The sequence below is a fragment of the Bradyrhizobium sp. USDA 4504 genome (assembly GCF_054063995.1).
The window spans coordinates 774008-795222 of record NZ_JBSSGV010000001.1 but is presented as its reverse complement, the minus strand read 5'-3'; the positions used below and the strand labels follow the sequence as shown (position 1 = coordinate 795222).

19 protein-coding genes are annotated in these 21215 nt (G+C 64.6%); 12 read left to right on the top strand and 7 right to left on the bottom strand.

Annotated features, from left to right (window positions below; genetic code table 11):
* Window positions 1-11 precede the first annotated feature (11 nt).
* Window positions 12-437: a DUF983 domain-containing protein gene (locus ACVMB1_RS03360; protein WP_057018899.1), complete on the bottom strand. Its 426-nt coding sequence runs from the start codon at window positions 435-437 to the stop codon at window positions 12-14.
* A 135-nt stretch (window positions 438-572) separates the two neighbouring features.
* Here ACVMB1_RS03360 and ACVMB1_RS03355 point away from each other — a divergent pair, with 135 nt between their 5' ends.
* Both ACVMB1_RS03355 and ACVMB1_RS03350 read left to right on the top strand, forming a co-directional pair.
* Window positions 573-1910 carry an aminotransferase-like domain-containing protein gene (locus tag ACVMB1_RS03355; protein WP_246786812.1) on the top strand — a complete coding sequence of 446 codons (1338 nt, stop codon included), beginning with the start codon at window positions 573-575 and terminating at the stop codon, window positions 1908-1910.
* 107 nt (window positions 1911-2017) lie between these two features.
* Window positions 2018-3316 carry a serine hydrolase domain-containing protein gene (locus ACVMB1_RS03350; protein ID WP_253640469.1) on the top strand — a complete coding sequence of 433 codons (1299 nt, stop codon included), beginning with the start codon at window positions 2018-2020 and terminating at the stop codon, window positions 3314-3316.
* Between the two features lie 109 nt (window positions 3317-3425).
* On the opposite strand, the gene ACVMB1_RS03345 is transcribed toward ACVMB1_RS03350, so the two are convergent.
* Window positions 3426-3629: a hypothetical protein gene (locus tag ACVMB1_RS03345; protein WP_141342433.1), complete on the bottom strand. Its 204-nt coding sequence runs from the start codon at window positions 3627-3629 to the stop codon at window positions 3426-3428.
* A gap of 178 nt (window positions 3630-3807) precedes the next feature.
* On the opposite strand from ACVMB1_RS03345, the gene ACVMB1_RS03340 reads away from it, so the two are divergent.
* The gene (locus ACVMB1_RS03340; protein WP_456848291.1) at window positions 3808-4803 is read left to right on the top strand and encodes a hypothetical protein; all 996 of its coding nucleotides are present in this window, start codon (window positions 3808-3810) and stop codon (window positions 4801-4803) included.
* A 530-nt stretch (window positions 4804-5333) separates the two neighbouring features.
* On the opposite strand, the gene ACVMB1_RS03335 is transcribed toward ACVMB1_RS03340, so the two are convergent.
* Window positions 5334-6566: a rhodanese-like domain-containing protein gene (locus tag ACVMB1_RS03335; protein ID WP_141342431.1), complete on the bottom strand. Its 1233-nt coding sequence runs from the start codon at window positions 6564-6566 to the stop codon at window positions 5334-5336.
* Window positions 6567-6813: 247 nt separating this feature from the next.
* Here ACVMB1_RS03335 and glgC point away from each other — a divergent pair, with 247 nt between their 5' ends.
* A complete protein-coding gene (glgC, locus tag ACVMB1_RS03330; RefSeq protein WP_057018901.1) occupies window positions 6814-8076 on the top strand; it encodes a glucose-1-phosphate adenylyltransferase in 1263 nt (420 codons plus the stop codon).
* Complete coding sequence (gene glgA, locus ACVMB1_RS03325; RefSeq protein ID WP_141342430.1) at window positions 8073-9527, top strand: glycogen synthase GlgA; 1455 nt, start codon at window positions 8073-8075, stop codon at window positions 9525-9527. The genes glgC and glgA overlap by 4 nt, the downstream gene beginning before the upstream one ends.
* A 10-nt stretch (window positions 9528-9537) precedes the next feature.
* Here the strand turns inward: glgA and ACVMB1_RS03320 are convergent, their stop codons facing one another.
* The 4 genes from ACVMB1_RS03320 to ACVMB1_RS03305 form a co-directional block, all read right to left on the bottom strand.
* Entirely contained in the window at window positions 9538-9852 is a 315-nt protein-coding gene (locus tag ACVMB1_RS03320; protein ID WP_050387887.1) for a hypothetical protein, read from the bottom strand.
* 131 nt (window positions 9853-9983) lie between these two features.
* Window positions 9984-11114, bottom strand: a complete 1131-nt coding sequence (locus ACVMB1_RS03315; RefSeq protein WP_082653927.1) for a serine hydrolase — start codon at window positions 11112-11114, stop codon at window positions 9984-9986.
* A gap of 524 nt (window positions 11115-11638) precedes the next feature.
* Window positions 11639-12127, bottom strand: a complete 489-nt coding sequence (locus ACVMB1_RS03310) for a DUF417 family protein (RefSeq protein ID WP_076829046.1) — start codon at window positions 12125-12127, stop codon at window positions 11639-11641.
* Window positions 12128-12323: 196 nt separating this feature from the next.
* Window positions 12324-12959: a TetR/AcrR family transcriptional regulator gene (locus ACVMB1_RS03305; RefSeq protein ID WP_076829047.1), complete on the bottom strand. Its 636-nt coding sequence runs from the start codon at window positions 12957-12959 to the stop codon at window positions 12324-12326.
* A gap of 248 nt (window positions 12960-13207) precedes the next feature.
* Here ACVMB1_RS03305 and ACVMB1_RS03300 point away from each other — a divergent pair, with 248 nt between their 5' ends.
* From ACVMB1_RS03300 to ACVMB1_RS03270, 7 genes are read left to right on the top strand one after another with little or no spacing between them, the layout of a single operon-like run.
* Window positions 13208-14518: a phytoene desaturase family protein gene (locus ACVMB1_RS03300; RefSeq protein ID WP_246786809.1), complete on the top strand. Its 1311-nt coding sequence runs from the start codon at window positions 13208-13210 to the stop codon at window positions 14516-14518.
* Window positions 14519-14523: 5 nt separating this feature from the next.
* The gene (locus tag ACVMB1_RS03295; protein WP_141342427.1) at window positions 14524-15375 is read left to right on the top strand and encodes an ABC transporter ATP-binding protein; all 852 of its coding nucleotides are present in this window, start codon (window positions 14524-14526) and stop codon (window positions 15373-15375) included.
* A complete protein-coding gene (locus ACVMB1_RS03290; protein ID WP_141342426.1) occupies window positions 15372-16166 on the top strand; it encodes an ABC transporter ATP-binding protein in 795 nt (264 codons plus the stop codon). The genes ACVMB1_RS03295 and ACVMB1_RS03290 overlap by 4 nt, the downstream gene beginning before the upstream one ends.
* Window positions 16166-18100: an AMP-dependent synthetase/ligase gene (locus tag ACVMB1_RS03285; RefSeq protein WP_456848289.1), complete on the top strand. Its 1935-nt coding sequence runs from the start codon at window positions 16166-16168 to the stop codon at window positions 18098-18100. The genes ACVMB1_RS03290 and ACVMB1_RS03285 overlap by 1 nt, the downstream gene beginning before the upstream one ends.
* The gene (locus ACVMB1_RS03280) at window positions 18101-18973 is read left to right on the top strand and encodes a branched-chain amino acid ABC transporter permease (RefSeq protein ID WP_141342424.1); all 873 of its coding nucleotides are present in this window, start codon (window positions 18101-18103) and stop codon (window positions 18971-18973) included.
* The gene (locus tag ACVMB1_RS03275) at window positions 18973-20019 is read left to right on the top strand and encodes a branched-chain amino acid ABC transporter permease (protein WP_253640475.1); all 1047 of its coding nucleotides are present in this window, start codon (window positions 18973-18975) and stop codon (window positions 20017-20019) included. The genes ACVMB1_RS03280 and ACVMB1_RS03275 overlap by 1 nt, the downstream gene beginning before the upstream one ends.
* A gap of 33 nt (window positions 20020-20052) precedes the next feature.
* Window positions 20053-21213: an ABC transporter substrate-binding protein gene (locus ACVMB1_RS03270; RefSeq protein ID WP_159109514.1), complete on the top strand. Its 1161-nt coding sequence runs from the start codon at window positions 20053-20055 to the stop codon at window positions 21211-21213.
* The last annotated feature ends 2 nt before the right edge of the window (window positions 21214-21215 follow it).

Below are 21215 nucleotides of genomic sequence, written 5' to 3'. Positions count from 1 at the left end.
CTGAGATCGCGTCAGGCTTCGCGAGTCCGTCCGACGCTGCTTTGCGCCCGGGCGGGCGCCACCGCACGCCGCGTCGCCGCGAATCCCTCCATCCCCAGCTGCCACTGCAGGCCCACGATCGCGCCCTTGGTCGGCTGCAGCAGCGCGAGCGCGCTGAACAGCGTGAAGGGCAGCCAGATCGCCAGTTGCAGCCAGGCCGGCGGCGCGTAGTTCATCTCGAGCCACAGCAGCGCCGGCACCACGACGTGGCCGACCACGACGATCACGAGATAGGCCGGGAAATCGTCCGCGCGCTGCGGGGTGAAGTCCTCGCTGCAGACTTCACAGTGATCGGCGACCTTGAGGAAACGGCCGAACAGATGGCCACGCCCGCAGTTCGGGCACTTCATGGTGAAGCCGCGCCACATCGCCTTTGGCAGGGAAACCGTCTCGGTCATCGTCGTTTTCCTTTCGCCGTCGTCCTTGACCTGATCTGGATGATCCATACAATATGCATTCGAGCACCTACAATCAAAGACAAAGCGTCGAATTGCATGGATTGGATCCCTACAGTTTCGGAATGGCACGGCCCGATGTTTCTGCGCATCGTCGATGCGCTGGCCGCCGACATCGCGAGCGGCCGGCTGGTGCGCGGCCAGCGGCTGCCGACCCATCGCGCGCTGGCGTCAGCGCTCGATATCGATCTGACCACGGTGACTCGCGCCTATGGCGAGGCGCGGCGGCGCGGACTGCTCGACGCCCGTGTCGGCCAGGGTACGTTCGTCTCGGAGACCACCGCGCGCGCCGCGTCCGACCTGCCCGCGCCCGTCAACATCGACCTGTCGATGAACCTGCCGCCGCAGCCGGTCGAGGCCAATCTCGACCTGCGCATCGCGCAGGGACTTGCGACCATCCGCTCCGAAGCCGGGTTCTCCGCCTATCTCGGCTACACGCGTCCGGGCGGCACCACTGCGGAGCGCGAGGCCGGCGCCGCATGGCTCGCGCCGCGCGTGCCGCAGGCCTCGGCCGACCGCATCGTGATCTATCCGGGTTCGCAGGCGATCATCTTCAACACGCTGTTGGCGCTGACATCGCCGGGCGATGTCGTGGTGACGGAGGCGTTGACCTTTCCCGGCATCAAGGCCGCGGCGGCGCGGCTCGACGTCCGCCTGGTCGGGGTTGCGATGGACGCCGAGGGCGCGCGGCCCGAGGCGCTCGACGAGGCCTGCCGCAAGCACAAGCCGAAGGCGGTCTATCTGGTGCCGACGCAGCAAAACCCGACCACGGCGACGATGAGCGCGATCAGACGCAAGGCGATCGCCGATATCATCAGCAAGCGCGGCTGCGTCCTGATCGAAGACGACGTCTACGGGCCGCTCGAACCGCAAATGGCGCCGATCGCTACGCTCATTCCGGAGCGCACCTACTACGCCGCGAGCATCGCAAAATGCATCGCGCCCGCCTTGCGCGTCGCCTATCTCCTGGCGCCCGATGCCGCCGCCGAGCAGCGCATGCGCGCCGGCATGCAGGCCACCATGCAGATGCCGCCGTCGCTGATGGTCGCGCTGGTCACGCAATGGCTGCGCTCCGGCGTCGCCGCCGACATCATCCGCGCCATCCGCAACGAGGCCGCGGCGCGCCAACAGCTCGCGGCCCGCTTCCTCAAAGGCGTCAGCTATGCGGCGCGGCCGGCGAGCCACCATCTCTGGATGCCGCTGCCGAAACATTTCGACGGCACCGACCTGCTGTCGCATCTGATGCGCAACGGTCTCGCCGTGGTCGGCGAAGACGCCTTTGCGGCAGGCGATGCCGCGCCGCGCGGCCTGCGCGTGTCGCTGGGTGCGGCACGCAACCGCGCCGAACTGAGCCAGGCGCTGCAGGTGCTGTCGAATGCGGTGCGCACGCCCGTCGGCGCTACCCAAATCGTATAATTCCGGCGATCGCCGGGAATAAACTCGCCCCAAAATGATTATGGTGCGCGGGAGCGCGCGCCGCTAAAACTCTGCGCTCAGGGCATCAGGCAGGGGCAGGCTTTTCAATGTCGTGCTGGTATGATCGGGCAGTCCACCGTGCTGTGCTGTCGCTTCGCGGAGCAGTGACCGCGATCGGTTGTCTTGCAATTGTCATATCAGGCGCGGCGCGCGCCTCCGATGCCCCTGCCCCGGTGCCGGAAAAACTCGAACGCATCACCGCATTCTTTGATAACGAGGTTGCGACAGGAAAGATTCCGGGCGCGGTCATCCTGATCCAGCAGCACGGCAAGCCGGTCTACCTGAAGACCTTCGGCTATCGCGACGTCACGACCAAATCGCCGATGCGGCCCGACACGATGTTCGCGCTGCATTCGATGACCAAGCCGATCACCAACTCCGCCGCGATGATGCTGGTCGACGAGGGCAAGCTGTCGCCGCAGGACCCGCTGTCGAAATACATTCCGGCTTTCGCCGACGTGAAGGTCGCCATTGAACCGGACGGTGGAAACGATCCGGCCAAGGTTGAGCTGGTGCCGCCGATCCGGCCGGTGACCATTGAAGATATCATGCGGCACACTTCGGGCATCACCTACGAATATATCGGTGCCGACTGGATCCAGAAGATCTACCGCGCAGGACATCTGTTCGACGGCAAGTTCGACAACGAGGAATTCGTGGCGCGGCTGGCCAAGCTGCCGCTGTCGCGGCAGCCGGGCACGCTGTGGCGCTACGGCCATTCCACCGACGTGCTCGGCCGGGTGATCGAGATCGTCTCGGGCAAGACGCTCTATCAGTTCGAGAAAGAGCGCCTGTTCGATCCCCTGAAGATGAACGACACCAGATACGTGCTCGATGCAGAGACCGAACGGACAAGGCTCGCGGAGCCGCTGCCCTCGGACACCATCCTGATCGAGGGCGAGAACGACCGGCGCGCGCATCCGGAATGGGAATCCGGCGGCGGCGGCCTGGTATCGACCATCCTCGATTATGCGCGCTTCGCGCAGATGCTGCTCAACGGCGGCGAGCTGGACGGCAAGCGCTATCTCAGCCCCGCAGCCTTCAAGACCATGACGACGGACCATATCGGGCCGGGCTCCGGTGTCGGCCGCGACTATTGGTACTTTCCCGGCGACGGCTTCGGCTATGGCTACGGCATCGCCGTGCGCACCGATCCCGGCATTGCCAAGCCACCGCCGCCCGGCTCGATCGGCGAGTTGAAATGGGACAGCGGCAGCGGCACCTATTTCGGCGTCGATCCGAAGCTCGACATGATCTACATCATGCTCGAGCAGACCCAGAACGAGCGCCAGCGCATTACGCCCGCGTTCCGCAAGCTGGTCTACGACGCGTTCAGCCCGGATTGAGTCCCCACCGTCATTGCGAGCGCAGCGAAGCAATCCATGTCTCCGCATGGGGATAGATGGATTGCTTCGTCGCTTGCGCTCCTCGCAATGACGCGGAAACCTTCCCGCCTTACGACTTGCGCCGAACCGGTTCCTGCCTGCGCCGTGCTGCGGCCGCGATCAGGCTCGCGGTGCATTCGTCGCAGACGAACGCACACCCGTCCGTAAACAGGCCGACCCGTGCATCGAGGCCGATCGCATCGTCGTCGACGATCCCATCGATGATGCCACCGCAACACACGCATTGGTGGTGCGACGCCAATTCCCGTTCCATGACGCGCTCTCCAGCGGACGCGGCTTCCCTCACGCTATATACTATCGTATATATCGCGACGACAAGGCAGGCGGGTGAACAATCCGGTCGGGAACCCTGCAGACAACAACCATCGACCGGAGACGATCGCCAAGAAAATCCTGCCTGGTCCAGCCAGGTTCATCGAGGAAACGCGATCATGATAAAAAACAATGGCGCCGCGGGACGTCCGCGCGCAACGGGAGAACTGCTCAAGATCCGCCGCGCATCGCTAGCGGCCATCATCCTTGCGCTCGGTGCGGCCGGCGCAGTGCGCGCCGAAACAGCTGCGGTCGGCGTTCCCGACAAGAGTTTTCCGGAGAGCGTGACCTCGACTTCCGACGGGACGCTCTACGTCGGCAGCTTCAACCATGGCGGCGTGACGAAGATCTCGGGCGGCAAGGCCGAGCAGCTGGTCAAGCCGGGCGCCGCCGACAGCCGCTCGACGCTGGGCGTGCTCGCCGACGAGAAGAGCGGCACGCTCTATGTCTGCTCCAACGACATCAGCGCGATGGGCGTGGCGGGGCCGAGCGACACCAAGGGCGCCTGGCTGAAGACCTTCGATCTCAAGAGCGGCGCGCCGAAGGGCAGCTTTGCCCTGAGCGATCCGAAATCGTTCTGCAACGACATCGTGGTCGGGGCCGACGGCACCGCCTATGTGAGCGATTCCTTTGCGCCGTTCGTTTATAGCCTGAAACCCGGCAGCACGGCGCTGGCGACGTTCGCGACCGATCCGCAGCTCGCGCCCGCCAAGGACGGCGTCGGGCTCGACGGCATCGCGATCGGCGCCGACGGCAATCTTTATGTCACGACCTTCATTCCGGCAAAACTGTTCAAGATCGAGATGATGGACGGCAAGGCGGGCGCGGTGACCGAGTTGAAGCCGTCGCGGCGGCTCGACCACGCCGACGCGTTGCGTGCCCATGGCGGCAGCTTCCTGCTGATCGAGGGCAACGGCAAGCTCGACAAGGTCACGGTGAAGGGCACCGAGGCTACCATCGACACCATCAAGGATGGCCTCGCCGAGCCGGTCTCGGTGACGCAGGTCGGCGATGTCGGCTGGGTCGCCGAGGGCAAGCTGTCCTACGTGATCGGCGACAACAAGGGCAAGGACCCCGGCCCGTTCAAGCTGACGCCGGTGGCGTTGCCGAAGTAGCGGCGGGCTGGGTTATGCTTCGCAGCAAACTCGGTGTATCTCCCCGGCTTGCGGGGTCGAGACGAGCGAAGCTCCTGTTAGGTCGGGTCGCATCGATAGATGCGATCCGACTCCTCACGGCGTTCGTGCTTAAAGGCCGCGCCGTACTGGATGCCTGTGCGGGGTATGGCACCGGAGAGATGAGAGCCCGCGGCCCCTCCAACACGTCGTCCCTGCCTACTGCGCATTTGCGCACGGGAGCAGGGACCCATACTCCGCGGCGGACCTTGTTGAAGGAATTCGTCGTTCCAGCATCGCCCAGCAATTGTGATTATGGGTCTTTGCTTTCGCAGGGACGACCATGCCGGCACGATTTCTGAATAATGGAAAATTACCACTGATTTGCCCGACGAGTCAAGTTGCCGTGTCCGCCGGTGCCGTGTCCGCCGGCAGCCACCGGCTCCTTTGCATGGGGTTGTTTTCGATATTTTGGCAGTGCGCCCCTGCGTCTCGGCACCGATGCGGTCGCCCCGCCGTCACCACGTCATCCGCTAGATCACATAGAACCCGTGCGTGCCGTCGCGGCGCAGCTGCTCGACGAGGCCGTACTCCCAATCGAGATAGGCCTGCATCGCCTGCTCCGCGACGCCGGTGCCCTCATAGGGTCGCCGGTAGCAGTGCGCGGGATCGGGCCGCGGCACGATGCGCGGCGGGCCGACTTCGAGCCGGCCGTCATAGCCGCCGTCGAGCACATAGACCTCCCAGCCCATCTGCGCGAGCCAGGACGCCGTCATGTCGGCGCGGATGTTTTTGTCGTCGCTCAGCACGATGCTCGCGCCGCGCACGGGCGCGGCCATGTCGATTTCCTGCACCAGCTGGCCGCCGGCATAGTGGCGGAAGCCGGCAAGGTGACCGGTCGTGTATTCCTCGGCATCGCGCACATCGAAGCGATACAGCGTACGGTGTGCGTCCTCGTCCAGCGCAGCGAGTTCATCGATCCCGATGTGACGGACGCCGGCGCGATAGGCGACGTCGCGCGCATTGTCGCCTGCGCCCTCGAACGGACCGATGCCGCCGCGCTTGCTGGCGCCGTGCTCGAGATCGTGCTTCGCCAGCGTCCAGCCGATCGTGCCGTTGCGCAGCGCCCGCACCTTGTTGGGCAGTCCGGCATTGATCAGCGACTGCGTGCCGATGATCGAGCGGGTGCGGCCGGCGCAGTTGACGATGATGGTGGTGTCGGGATCCGGCGCCGCGCCGCCGGCGCGCAGCACCAGCTCGGCGCCGGGCACGCTGACCGAGCCCGGGATGTTCATGGTGGCATATTCGTCGAAGCGACGGACATCGAGGATCGCGATGTTGGCCTTGTCCGAAATCAACGCGGCGACCTCGTCGGCACTCAGCGACGGCGTGTGCCTGCGCGACTCGACCAACTCGCCGAACGCCTTGGCGTAGGAATTGACATCCTCAAACACCTCGTAACCGGCCGCCTTCCAGCCTCCTAAGCCGCCGGCGAGCGCGGCGACATTGCCGTAGCCCAGCGCCATCAACTGCTCCGCGGCGGCAGCGACCAGCCCCTCGCCATTGTCATAAAGAACGATCGGCACGTCCTTGCGCGGCAATCGCAGCTCGGCTTCGAGCGCGATCCGGCCGGCCGCCATGTTGGCGGCAAACAGCGGATGGCCGGTGGCGAATTCCGCCTCATGCCTGACGTCGAGCAACGCGATCTCCCGGCGCAGCAGCAGCGTTGCGCGGATGTCCTGGGGCGTGACGGAAGCAAGTGTCATGGAATGCTGGCCTGACAGAAGAAAACGGCAGGCTTGCTCTAGGCCGAAATCACGTCTCGTCAATAGCTTTAACCGGCCCGCAACCCCGATCTTCACGAGCGGGGGTCCGGGGAACGAAAGCCCGCCATCCCGCTTTGCTCAACCGGGATGCACTTGCTACGTTCCCAATCGGCCCCGTTGGCGCCCGATCAGGCCTTCCGGACAAGAGAAGGTAGCGGGGCCAGCCTGAAGTTCTGGGAGGATGACCATGAGATCCGTCGGAAATGAACCCTTGTCGCGTCACGCCCTCGCCTTCGTGCTGGCCGGCGGACGCGGCAGCAGACTTCAGGAGCTCACCGACAAACGCGCCAAGCCCGCGGTCTATTTCGGCGGCAAGTCACGCATCATCGATTTCGCGCTATCCAATGCGGTGAATTCAGGCATCCGCCGCATCGCGGTGGCGACCCAGTACAAGGCGCACAGCCTGATCCGGCATCTGCAAGGCGGTTGGAACTTCTTCCGGCCGGAGCGAAACGAGAGTTTCGACATCCTGCCCGCAAGCCAGCGCGTCTCCGAAACGATGTGGTATGTCGGCACGGCCGACGCGGTCTACCAGAACATCGACATCCTCGAAGCGCACGGCACCAAGTACATCCTGGTGCTCGCCGGCGACCACGTCTACAAGATGGATTATGAGATCATGCTGAAGCAGCATGTCGAAAGCGGCGCCGATGTCACGGTCGGCTGCCTTGAAATGCCGCGGGCTGAATCCAGCGCCTTCGGCATCATGCATATCGACGAGACCGGCCTGATCCAGTCCTTCCTCGAGAAACCCGCCGATCCGCCACCGATGCCCGGCAAGCCCGACAAGTCGCTGGCCAGCATGGGCATCTATGTCTTCAATTCGGAATTCCTGTTCGACGAGTTGCGCCGCGATGCCGTTGACCCGAACTCGGCCCACGATTTCGGCAAGGACATCATCCCCTATATCGTGAAGCACGGCCGGGCGATCGCGCATCAGTTCAACGATTCCTGCGTCCGCTCCGGCGACGATCCCCGCTCCTACTGGCGCGATGCCGGCACCGTCGATGCCTACTGGGGCGCCAATATCGATCTCACCGACGTGGTGCCCGAGCTCGACCTCTACGATCGATCATGGCCGATCTGGACCTATGCCGAGATCACCCCGCCCGCCAAGTTCGTGCATGACGAGGACGGACGACGCGGCCAGGCGGTGACCTCACTGGTCTCGGGTGCCTGCATCATCTCGGGCGCGTCGCTGCGCCGCTCCTTGCTGTTCACCGGCGTGCACGTCAATTCCTACGCCAATATCGAGAATGCGGTGATCATGCCCTATGTCAATGTCGGCCGCGGAGCACGGCTCCGAAACGTCGTGATCGATCGCGGGGTGAGGATTCCGGAAGGGCTCGTGGTCGGCGAGGATCCCGAATTCGACGGCAAGCGCTTCCGCACCACCGAGAGCGGCATCACGCTGATCACGCAGTCGATGATCGACAGGCTGGGGACATGACGCCCATCCGCGTCCTCGCAGTCGCCTCTGAAGTCTACCCGATCGTCAAGACCGGCGGCCTTGCCGACGTGGTCGGCGCACTGCCGGCGGCGCTGAAGCAGCACGGCGTCACGACGCGGACGCTGGTGCCCGGCTATCCCGACGTGCTCAAGGCGCTGGCTTCGGCGGAGACGCTGCTGCACTGGCCGGAATTCTACGGCGGGCCGATCCGCGTGCTGGGCGGCACGCATGATGGCCTCGATCTGTTCGCGCTCGACGCGCCGCATCTCTATGCGCGGCCCGGCGATCCCTATGTCGGCCCGGACGGACGCGACTGGCCGGACAACGGCATCCGCTTTGCCGCGCTGTCGCGGATGGCGGCGGAGATCGGCCAGGGCGCGATCACCTCCTTCGTCCCCGACATCGTGCATGCGCATGACTGGCAGGCGGGCCTCGCACCCGCCCTCCTGCATTATGCCGGGCAACCACGGCCCGGCACGGTGATGACCGTGCACAACCTCGCCTATCAGGGCCAGTTCTCGCCGGACATGCTTGCCGCGTTCGGCCTGCCGAGCGAATCCTACGCGCTCCACGGCGTCGAATATTACGGCACCATCAGCCTGTTGAAGGCCGGCCTGCAATTCGCCGACCGCATCACCACGGTGTCGCCGACCTATGCGCGGGAGATTCAAAGCGACGAGGGCGGCATGGGGCTCGGCGGCCTCTTGCGCGAACGCGCCGACGTGCTGAGCGGCATCCTCAACGGCATCGACATATCGGTGTGGAATCCGGCCACCGATCCCGACATCGCGGCGCGCTTCAGCTCCGAGCAGCCGGCGGATCGCGCGGTGAACAAGGCGGCGCTGCAGCGGCGCTTCGGGCTTGATCCAATGCCGGATGCGATGCTGCTCGGCGTCATCAGCCGGCTGTCATGGCAGAAGGGCCTCGACCTGCTGCTCGAGAACATTCCGACGCTGCTCGGCGAAGGCATTCAGCTTGCGCTGCTCGGCAGCGGCGATCGCGACCTGCAGGATCGCTACGCCGCGCTGGCGCGCGACAATCCCGGACGGATCGCGGTCGTGATCGGCTACGACGAGGCGCTGGCGCATCTGATCCAGGCCGGCGCGGACGCGCTCGCGGTGCCGTCGCGCTTCGAGCCGTGCGGCCTCACCCAGCTGTGCGCGCTGCGCTACGGCGCGGTCCCTGTTGTCGCCAATGTCGGCGGCCTTGCCGACACCGTGCTCGACTTCGACGAAGTCGCGATCACCGGCGATGCGCCGACCGGCGTCAAGTTCGCACCCGTCACCTCGGATGCGCTCGCCCACGGCTTGCGCAAGGCAAACCTGCTGTTCAACGACAAGGTGACATGGCGCCGGCTGCAGCAGGCCGGCATGGCCACCGATGTCTCCTGGCACAATCGCGCCGGCCGCTACGCCGCGCTCTATCGCGAGCTCGCGACGACGCGGCGCTAAGCCGCCGCGATCAGTTCAGCAGATCGCAGGACGCGACGCGGTTGATGTCGGCGAGGCGCCGGTCGGGATTTCCCTTGAGATCAAGACTTGCGACGAGATCGAGCAGCCGGCCATAGGCGCGGTCGGCGACCGCAACGGGCAGCGGCTCCTCGTCGAAGGTTTCGACGTAGTTGCCGACGAGTCCGCTCAGCAGCCGGCAAACGCCGCGTTGCTCCGGGTCGTCCTTGCTCAGAATCTCGAGTTTTTGCTGGAAGGTCCTGAAGGTTCGCAACCCATGGGGCTGTTGCGAAAGCCAATTGTGCAAATCAGGATACAGATCGGTCATATCAGCCTCTTCAAAATGGAGAAGAAGCTACCGGCTTATACAGCTCATCACGGTTCCGCGCCATCGCGATTTTTGCATGCATCCTCTGCCCTGCCGCGCAGGCCGTGTCATTGGACTGGCACGTCCTGCGATTAAAGTCGCGCGAGGGCCGGCAAGATCCTGTAGCGCGCGATCTCGTGCGGATAGTCGCCGCGATTGGCGAGCAGCACGATGCCGAGCCTGCGCGCCGGCACCAGGCCGACATAGGCTGAGGCGTTATTGAGACCGCCCGGCTTGTCGATCACGGTGATGCCGTCCAGCCGCACATGCTCCCATGCCATCGCCTGGCCGAACTTTTCGTCGACGCGAAAACTCTCCCGCTCGGTCATCTGCAACGCTGCGCGCAATTCGGGATCGATCACCGCGCCGTCGAGGCAGGCGCCCAGCAATATGCCGAGATCGCGCGCCGATGAGAACATCTGGCCGGTGCCTGGAAAATCGTAATAGCGCTGCTGATTGCCCGGCGGACCGATCGCCGTGCCGTCGTGGGAGTAGCCCTGAACCACGCGCTGCATCAGCTCGGGCGCCATCCTCGCGCGGTTGTCCTCGCTGCGGTCCGGAACGAAGGTCGACGTCATTCCGAGCGGATTGAGGATGCGGCTCCCGATCAACGTCGCGATCGGCATCTCATAGCGCCGCTCCAGCACCAGCTGCAGCAGGACATAGCCGGCATGGCTGTAGATGCGCTGCTTGCCCGGCTGCTCTCCTGCCGGCGGCGTCCATGCATTGAGCATCGCGATGAACTGATCACGGCTGAAGGTCCCGACCGGCCATGGCGGATGATCGGTCGGCAGCAGCAGCCCCGACGTATGATTGACGAGTTCGCCGATGGTGACGCGGCTGACGTAGTCGCCGTTGAGCTCGGGCAGATACTTGCCGACCGGATCGTCCAGCCGCAATTCGCCGCGCTCGGTGCCGAGCGCGACCAGCGTCGCCTCGAACAGCTTGCGCAACGAGGCAAGGTTGAACAGCGTGTCCGGGGTGACCGGCCGCTTCGCTGAGTCATCAGCGAAACCGTAGTTGAAGAACGCGACCCGGCCCCCGGCATAGACCGCCGCGGCGAGACCGCCCGGGTCGGTCGCGGTCGCGGTCGGCGCGAGTTCCGTCGTGACGATGTCCCTGATCTGCGCGTCCATGTCGGAATCCGCGCGCGCTACCCCAAGCACGCTACCAGCGACCACGAACAGGACGGCCGCGATCCGGACGGTGAGCCATTGTCTCATGAAGAACGAAATCGGCACGATGTTGCGATGCGACCTGCAGACAATCTGTTCACCATCGATAGATGGCGACATCACGATCCTAGCGGTGGAACCCAAGCGTCCGAATTCACGATTGCGCGTCTTGCGCCGTTACCCGCCCGGCTGGGGACGGGGCGGCCCGATCGCTGTTCCGGTGGTCACTTCCGGAAGCCGCGATCGCGACCGCCCTCCCACTCCAGCCACGGTGCGGGAACTGCAATCGAACTAAAAAATGCGGGACGTTTGAAATGACGGGAGTGGGCTTCGACGAAACGGCAAGATCGGCGCTTGCCGATCGGGCCAAGGATATTTCTGACTTCGTCACATTCCGCTCCCAACCGGGGACGTTTCTTCCTAGCAACCAATTCGTCAATCGAAGGTTGCATAAGCCGATCGGATTCGATTTTCAAGACACGGTCGTCCGCGACGTTTTGTCCTGTTCCAGATGCCGGATGCGCGCGATGACTGTTTAACCATTGGTTAACCATCGATGCGCGGCGCGACACCTATTTGGCGCGCAAGCGGACGATCGACCGCGGCAACGACGCCAACAGCAGCACGAGGCAGACGCACAGAAGCACGATGTCCTTGAACAGGAACTCGCCGGCCAGGTTCCAGGCCATCGGATCGGTCGACAGGCTCCATTTGACCACCCCCGGCGTCGTGAAGAAGAACGACCACGTCACCGCGAAGGTGAAGACGCCCATCAACGAGCCGATCGCCGAGAGAAGCGGGCTGAACGCGCCGGCGACGAGCAGCGCCGCAATGCCGAACTCGGCCACCCCGAGCACATAGGCCTCGCCCCGGAGACCGAACACCGACAGCCACGAGATGAACGGGCTGTTGCTGATGAACTGCGCGATGCCTTGCGCCGACTGCAGCGTGAATTTCTGCATGCCGAACGACACGAAGATCACGACCATGACCCAGCGCAGGATCGCGAGCGCTCGATAAGACCCCTCGCCCTGTTCGGCGATGTTGAACGACAGATTCATGTGGTTGTTTCTTCCCTCGCTGCGGAGCCACCATCGGCCGCTGTCGCGGCGTTCGTGGCAAAACTACGCGGCGCGCCGCGCGTGCGTTACGCGCGGGACAACGTCTCGGCCTTCACGATGATGTGCAGACGAGATGAGGAATAATCGCTGCGAGAGATGTCTTCGGCGCGAAGCCGCAGTGCGCGCCGCGTCGGCCTCACGCGCGCTGGCGCAGCGGCCGCGCGGCGTTCTTTGCCGGCACCGGCATGGTGAAGCCGTACAGGAACAGATCCACCACCATGTCGGCGAACTCCCCTGGATCGATCCCGCCCTTCGGATCGTACCAGGTGTGGCTGAAGTTCAGGATGCCGAACAGCATCATGCTGTAGATCTTCTTGGTCCGCTTGACGATCTTGCCTTCCTTGTCGAGCTTGACCAGCAGATCCGAGACCGTGTCGACGAGTTGGCGCTCCAGCGCCTTGATCGCATCCTGCTCGGTCTCGCCGAGGAACGAGAGGTCGTTGAGGATGACGCGCTGCTCGTCGCTCGAACGCGCATTCAGCGCGACGATGGCCTGGATCGCGGCGCGGAACTGCTCCAGCGTCGTCGCCTTTTCGGCCATCGCGGCTTCGACGTCCGCGATCATCTCGCGGATATGGGCGTCGAGGATCGCGAACAGAATCGCTTCCTTGGAATCGAAATAATGGTACAGCGCGCCGCGCGACAGCTTGCAGGCATCCGCAAGGTCGGCGATCGAGGCACGCATGTAGCCCTGCCGCGCGAACAGGCCGCAGGCAGTGGTGAGAATGTTCCGCTGAATCTCGTCGTAATTCTCTGAGCGCGTCCGCGCCATTGCCGTCTCTCTCATGCACCATCGGCGCCGCCGGAATCGGGCGACTGCCTCTCTCTATACTACCGCCGCCCCACGCTCTCCTCCCCTTTGCGGGCACCATCCACCAGACTCTTCCATCGCCCGTGCGACGAGCGACCTGCGTCAAAAAATAATTTGAACGACCGGTCGGATTATATTAGACTGCCTTCTATCAAGCAAGCGGATTGCGCACGCCGGGAGCAACCCGGCGGCATCGCGGGAGGTTGCGCGTGGATTCTCAGAGGATCGATGCTGTCGTGATCGGAGCCGGCGCCGGCGGGCTGTGCGCCGCGGCGCTCCTCGCCCATGGCGGGCTGCATACGCTCGTCGTCGACGACAAGGACCGGCTCGGCGGACGCGCCTCGACCGAGGAGATCGACGGCTTCAAGGTCAATATCGGGGCGATCGCGATCGAGTTCGGTGGCGTGTTCGAGGAAACCTTCCACACCGTCGGCGCCCCGCTCGACATCCGCGCGCCGGAGCCCGCGAGCTCGTTCTTCATCGACGGCAAGGTGATCGATGTCGGCCGCGGCGGCTGGTCGCTGCTGCTCGGGCAACTGACCAAGCAGGCCTCGCGCATCCTGGAGAAATTCGCCGACGCCCGCTCCGGCAACCTGCCCGACGGGCGGCAATCGACCGAGGACTGGCTGAAGGGCTACACCAGCAACGCCACCGTGCACGCGCTGTTCCGCAATCTCTGCGCGGCGATCTTCGCCTGCAACGCCGCGGAGCTGCCGGCCCGCGCCTTCCTAACCTATTTCACCAGCAAGGGCGCCTTCAAGAAATTCGGCTTCTGCCCGCAGGGCACGATCGGGGTCTGGAACAGCCTCGGCAACGCTGTCAGGCGCAATGGCGACATCTGGCTCGAAACATCGGCGACCACGATCCACACCGCGAACGGCAAGGTCGAAGGCGTCACCGTGCTCAGGAACGGCGAGCGGGTGCGGATCGACACCGATCTCGTGATCAGCAATGCGGGACCGAAGGCCACGGTCGCGCTTGCCGGCAGCGAGGCGTTCCCGGCGGATTATATCGCCAGGGTGAAGAACGACCTCCGCCCAGCCGCCAACATCGTCATCAATGTCGCGAGCCGCGAGCCGCTGATCAATCATCCCGGCATCGTCACCTTCGGCAAGACGCGCCGGCTCTGCAACATGGCCAACCTCTCGGCCACCTGTCCGGAATTGGCGCTGCCCGGCTGGCACCTCTATGTCGCCTATGCCGTGCCGGTGCCCGCGCTCGGCGATTTCGACTCCGATGCAGAAGTCCAGCTCGCGCTCGAGGATCTGCGCGAGCAGTTCGCGAATTTCGACCAGGCCAAAATCCTGTCGATCCGGGTGATGCGCGACGACTGGCCGGCACAACGCAGCTGCGCCGGCTACGATCTGCCGCGCGAGACCGGTATCGGTGGCCTGTGGTGCGTCGGCGATGCGGTGAAGCAATATGGCAATGGCGGCACGCAGGCCTGCGCCGAGACCGCCAAGATCGTCACCGATGCGATCCTCGCCGCGCGCCCGCGCTTATCGGCAGGCCGGGTCTGAGCACGATGCCGACGACCATCCCGCATCCGATGCCGCAAGCAGCGCCAGTCGCCGTGCCAGAGCAGTGCCTGCTCGAATTCCGCAACATCCGGATCGTCTACGACAATGCGATCGAGGCGATCCGCGACGTCTCGATCGCGGTGCCCGAGGGCAACATCGTCGCCCTGCTCGGCTCCAACGGCGCCGGCAAATCGACGCTGCTGAAGGCGATGTCCGGCATCCTCTATACCGAGGAAGGCGTGATCGAGAACGGCAGCATCCGCTTCCGCAATGACGAGGTGCATCGCCTTGCGCCGGACGAACTGGTCCGCTGCGGCATCGTGCAGGTGCCGGAGGGCCGCCGCGTGTTCGCGGCACTCACCATCGACGAGAACCTGCAAATGGGCGGCTACACCAGGACCAGCGCCGAGGCGCGCGAGCGCCGCGACAAGGTGTTTACGCTGTTTCCACGACTATATGAGCGGCGCGACCAGATCGCCGGCTACATGTCCGGCGGCGAGCAACAGATGCTCGCGATCGGCCGCGCGTTGATGACCGATCCCGTGCTGCTGGCGCTCGACGAGCCGTCGCTCGGCCTCGCGCCGCTGATCATCGACCGCATCTATGAGGTGATCGTCCGGCTGCGCGACGAACTGAAGATGACGGTGCTGCTGGTCGAGCAGAACGCGCAGCGCGCACTCGACATCGCCGATTACGGCTACATCCTGGAGACCGGCCGCGTCGTGCTCGACGGCACGGCGGCGAAGCTCACCGCCAATGAGGACGTCCAGGAATTCTATCTCGGCGTCTCCACCGCCGGCCGCAAGAGCCTGCGCGACGTGAAGCACTACAAGCGCCGCAAGCGGTGGCTGTCGTGACCGCGCTGCTCACGGTCGAGAACCTGTCAAAGCGCTTCGGCGGCCTGCAGGCAGTCGCCGATGTCAGCCTGCGCGTCGCGCCCGGCGAGATCTGCAGCGTGATCGGTCCGAACGGCGCCGGCAAGACCACGCTGTTCAACATGATCTCGGGCGTGCTGCGGCCGAGCGGCGGCCGCATCAGCTTCGACGGCATCGACCTCTCGACGATCTCGCCGTGGAAATTCGCCGCCGTCGGTATCGGCCGCACCTTCCAGAATCTGGCGCTGTTCAAGCACGGCACCGTGGTCGAGAACATCCTGACCGGCCGCCACACCCATCTGCGCTCGACCGTGCTCGATGCGGTGTGGTTTTACGGACGTACCCGCAAGGAGGAAATCGCGGCACGGCAACGCGTCGAGCACATCATCGAATTCCTCGAGATCGAGCACATCAGGGACGCCGTGGTCGGCACGCTGTCCTACGGCCAGCAGAAGCGCGTCGAGCTCGCCCGCGCGCTCGCCTGCGAGCCGAAGCTATTGCTGCTCGACGAGATGGTCTCCGGCATGAACCAGGAGGAGACCGAGGACATCGCGCGCTTCGTGCTCGACATCCGCGACGAGCTCGGCATCACCGTCGTGATGATCGAGCACGAGATGCGCATCGTGATGGACATCTCTGACCGCGTCCATGTGCTGAATTTCGGCCGCAAGATCGCCGAAGGCGCACCTGGTGAGATCAGGCGCGATCCGGCAGTCGCGGAGGCCTATCTCGGCGGTCAGCGCACTGACGCGATGACAAAGGCAGGCGCGTGATGTCGACGCTGGACAGCCTGCGCACCGCTCATCCGCCGCTGCCAGCCAGCGCCGCACGCAGTGTGCCCGCAGCCGGCATCGACGCGTTGCAGGCTACGCTTGCGGATGCCGCCATCACCATCCCGCAATTGCTACGGCAGCGCGCCGCGATGCACGGCGAGGCGCTGGCGCTGCGCGAGAAGGACTACGGCATCTGGAATCCCTATTCCTGGCGGCACTATTACGACACCGCGCGCGCGGTGGCGCTCGGCCTGCTCTCGCTCGGCATCAAGCCTGGCGACCGCATCGCCATCGCCGGCGAGAACACGCCGGAATGGTTCTATGCCGATCTCGGCGCGCAGATGATCGGCGCGGTCGCGGTCGGCATCTATCCGACCAATCCCTGGGTCGAGCTGCAATATATCGTCAAGCATTCGGGTGCCCGCATCGTCGTCACCGGCGACCAGGAGCAGACCGACAAGGTGCTGGATGCGATGGCGGGCAATGGCGGCCTGCCGGATCTGGAGGCCATCGTCTGCATCGACATGAAGGGCCTGCGGCATTACCGGCAATCGGAGCTGATGTCGTTCGCCGCATTGTGCGAGCGCGGCAGGGCCTACGCGCAGCAGAACCCGGAGGCCGACGCCACGCTCGACCGCCTGATCAGCCAGGGCGCGCCCGACGACGTCTGCATCCTCGTTTACACCTCGGGCACGACAGGTCCGCCCAAGGGCGCGATGCTGACCCATCGCAATCTCGTCTACGCCGCCTATGCCTACGCCAGGACCGTCGGCATTGCCGACAAGCCGTTCGAGGCGGTGAGCTACCTGCCGCTGTGCCACGTCGCCGAGCGCTGCTACGGCACCGTGACCCATCTGGTGCTCGGCGGCACCGTGTCCTTTGCCGAATCGATCGACACGGTCGCGATCAACATCCGCGAGATTGCGCCGACCTTCTTCGTCGGCGTTCCGCGCATCTACGAGAAGCTGCAGCAGGGCTTTCTGTTTCGCCTCGGCGAGAGCGGTCGCCTGCGCCAGAGCTTCACCAGGGCCTGCCTCGCCTGGGGCCGCACGCTGTCCGACCGCCGACAGGCCGGCAAAGACAATTGGCTCGATCGCGCCGCCTACGGGCTGCTCTATCTCCTGATGTTCCGCAATTTGCAGCGCCATCTCGGCTTCGCCTACAGCCGGCACCGGCTGTGCGCCGGCGCCTCGATCTCGCCGGAGACGCTGCGCTTCTTCGACATCATCGGCCGTCCGGTGTCGCAAGGCTATGGCCTCACCGAAAGTGGCGGCGTCGCCTTCATCCAGACCGCAAGCCATCACCGGATCGGCGGCTGCGGCGTGCCGCTGCCGCAGACCGAATGGAAGTGCGACACCGACGGCGAGATCCTGCTGCGCAACCCCGGCGTCTTCAAGGGCTACTTCCTCGACGAGAAGGCCTCGACCGCCTCGCTGGAGCCCGGCGGCTGGCTGCGCACCGGCGACATCATCGATGTCCTCGACAATGGCGAGATCGCCGTGGTCGACCGCAAGAAGGCGATCATCATCACCGCTGGCGGCAAGAACATCGCGCCGTCCGAGATCGAGAACGCGCTGAAGGATTCCGAATTCATCAAGGAAACGATCGTGGTCGGCGAGGCCAAGAAGTATCTCGGCGCCATCATCCAGGTCGACTACGACAATGTCGGCCGCTGGGCGCGCGACCGGGCGCTCGCCTACACCAACTACAAATCGCTCTCGCAGCTTCCCGAAGTGAATGAGCTGGTCGAGCGCGTCGTCAACGAGACCAATAAGCGGTTCGCCCGGGTCGAGAACATCAGGCGGTTCGCCATCCTGGAAAAGGAGCTCGACCATGACGACGGCGAGCTGACCGCCACCCAGAAAGTACGCCGCGCAATGATCGAGAAGAAGTTCGCCCGTGAACTCGCCATCATCTACCGGGCGGAGGGCTGAATGCAGTATATCATCCAGCTGCTGATCTCGGGGCTCGCGATCGGCGCGATCTACGGGCTGATCGCGATGGGCTTTGCGGTGATCTACAAGTCCACCGGGCTGGTCAATTTCGCCCAGGGCGAGATGACGATGATCACCGCCTATACCGCCTGGACGATCTCGACCACGGTCAGCGGCAATGTGTTCGTCGTCGCGGTGGGCGCGATTCTCGCCGCTGTCCTGCTCGGCCTGATCATCGAGCGGCTCGTGATGCGGCCGATGCTGGGCGAGCCGGTATTCGCGACCGTGATGGTCACGATCGGGCTCGCCGTGATCCTGCGCTCCGCCATCAACTTCATCTGGGACGCCTATCCGCACGGCCTCGACATCGGCATGGGCCGCGGCATCGTGCATCTCGGGGGCATCGGCGTGCGTACCGGGCAGATTGCGGTCATCGCGACGCTGCTTCTTCTGCTCGCCGCGATCTGGGCGTTCTTCCGTTACAGCAAGGTCGGGGTTGCGATGCGCGCGGTCGCAGCCGACGATCGCACGGCGCTGTTGATGGGCATCAGCGCAACAAGAGTTCATGCGCTGGCCTGGGCCGCGTCTTCGGTGATCGCCGGCATCGGCGGCGTGTTCTTCGCGCTGTCTTATGATCTATCGCCGGCGATGTTCCAGCTCGGGCTGAAGGCGTTTCCGGCCACCATCCTCGGCGGCCTCGACGCCGTGCTCGGCTCCGGCCTCGGCGGCCTCCTGATCGGCATCACCGAAAACCTGGCCGGCGGCTATATCGGCTCCGGCATGAAGGAGGTCGCGGGCTTTGCCATGATCATCATCGTGCTGATGATCCGCCCGTTCGGCATCTTCGGCGAACGCGACATCGAGAGGGTGTGATGCGCACCGGCGATTACAAGCAGAGCTACGGCGAACTGGTTGCGCTGATCGATTCCCCGCCGGTGTGGCTATGGTCGGCCGTGTTGCTGCTGGCGCTGATCACCGCTCCTTTTGTGCTGAGCTCCTACGCGCTATCGTTCCTGATGATCATCCTGATCACGGTCACCGGTGCGCTCGGACTCAACATCCTGACCGGCTACACCGGCCTGATCTCGCTCGGCCATGTCGGTTTCCTCGTCACCGGTGCCTATGCCTATGCGGTGCTGGTCTCGAAGTACCACATGCCGCCGCTGGTCGGCTTCTTCGGCGCCGGCGTGGTGCCGGCGCTGGCGAGCCTGATCGTCGGCGCGCCCTCGCTCCGGCTCAAGGGACTTTACCTCGCCATCACCACGCTCGCCTTCTCCTTCATCATCAACACCGTGATCCTGGAGATGCGCTGGCTCACCAACGGCGCACGCGGCATTCAGGTGCAGCGGCCCGAGATCCTCGGCATCAGCTTCGACGGCGACGCGGCCTTCACCTATCTCTGCCTCGGCATCGCGGCACTGACGCTGTTCGCCACCCTCAACATCCGCCGCAGCCGGGTCGGCCGCGCCTTTGTCGCGATCAGGGACAACGACACGGCGGCGCGTGTCATGGGCATCAACCTGCATGCCTACAAGCTGTTCGCCTTCGTTACCTCGGCGTTCATCACCGGCATCGCCGGCGCGCTGTACGGCATCTATCTCTCCTTCGTCAGCGTCGAGGGCTTTCCGTTCCTGCTCTCGATCGAGGCGCTGGCGATCCTGATCGTCGGTGGACTCGGCTCCGCGCTCGGGGCGGTGCTCGGTACCATCCTAATCGTGCTGCTGCCGGAGGCGACACGGATCGTCTTCAGCCTGTTCAGCGCGCAGATGGATGCGACCTTCACGACCGGCGCGCAGGAGCTGAAGAGCATGCTCTACGGCCTCGTCATCATCCTGTTCCTGCGCTTCCAGCCGCGGGGGCTGGTCGGCGCCTGGCACGGCATCAGGCGGGCCTGGGTGCACTGGCCGCTGCGCTACTAATCAAAAAAGACGCAACACCATGAGGAGGAGACAATGATCAGACACCTGGCAGCAGTTGCGCTGCTGCTCACCACGGCCTGTCTCGCGACCGGCCCGGCTACTGCCGCCGATCCCGGCATCACCGACAGCGAGATCCTGATCGGCGACGTGGAGCCGCTGACCGGCCCGCCGGCGCTGCTGGGCGTCGCCGCCTCGATCGGCCACAAGATCGCGATCGCCGAAGCCAACGCCGCCGGCGGCATCAACGGCCGCAAGATCAAATATGTGCTGGAGGACGACGGCTACGTCACCGCGCGAACCATCCAGGGCGTCAAGAAGGTGATCGACGTCGACAAGGTCTTCGCGATGCTAGGCATCTCCGGCTCGGGCCAGTCGATCGCTGTGATGCCGGTGCTGGAGAAGTCCGGTATCCCGACCGTGATCGACGTCGCGCCGGTCAAATTCCTGTGGGAGCCTGCGCGCAAGAACGTGTTCGTGGTCGGCCAATCCTACGAGGAAGGCATCATCCATCTCGTCAACTTCCTCGCCGACAAGAACCCCGGCAAGAAATGGGGCCTGATCACCCAGGACGACGATTACGGCATCACGGTGCGCGACGGCTTCGATTCCGTGGTCAAGGCCAAGAAGCTGAACGTCGTCTACAGCGGCAACTACAAGAAGGGCCAGCAGGACTTCTCATCCGACATGCTGCAGCTGAAGGATGCCGGCACCGAGGTGTTTTTGGCCGGCGGCATCATCGCCGAGAATATCGCGATGACAAAGGAGCTCGAGAAATTGAACATCAAGCCGGTGACCGGCATCTTCTGGCCCGGCCGCATCGAGCCGGTGCTGAAGCTGATGGGCCCGGCGGGCGATGGCATCTACGCGGTCGACTATGTCGAGCCATTCGCCGGCGCGGCGGGCAAGGCGTTCCTGGAGAAGGCCAGGCCGCTGGTGTCGGAGGCCGAGTTCAAGGGCATCAACCGCTACACCATGACCGGCTATGCCGCCGCGAAAGTCTTGATCGCGGCAATCGAGCGCTGTGGCAAGCAGCCGACCTGGGCCTGCACCATCTCGGAACTGGAGAAGACCAGGAATGTCGAGACCGGCGTGATGGCGCCGATCAGCTTCGGTCCCGGCGTCCGCTTCTCCAACCAGAAGCTGCAGATCATGCAGGCCGATGCCGCGACGCTCAGCTTCAAGCCGGTGAACTAGAG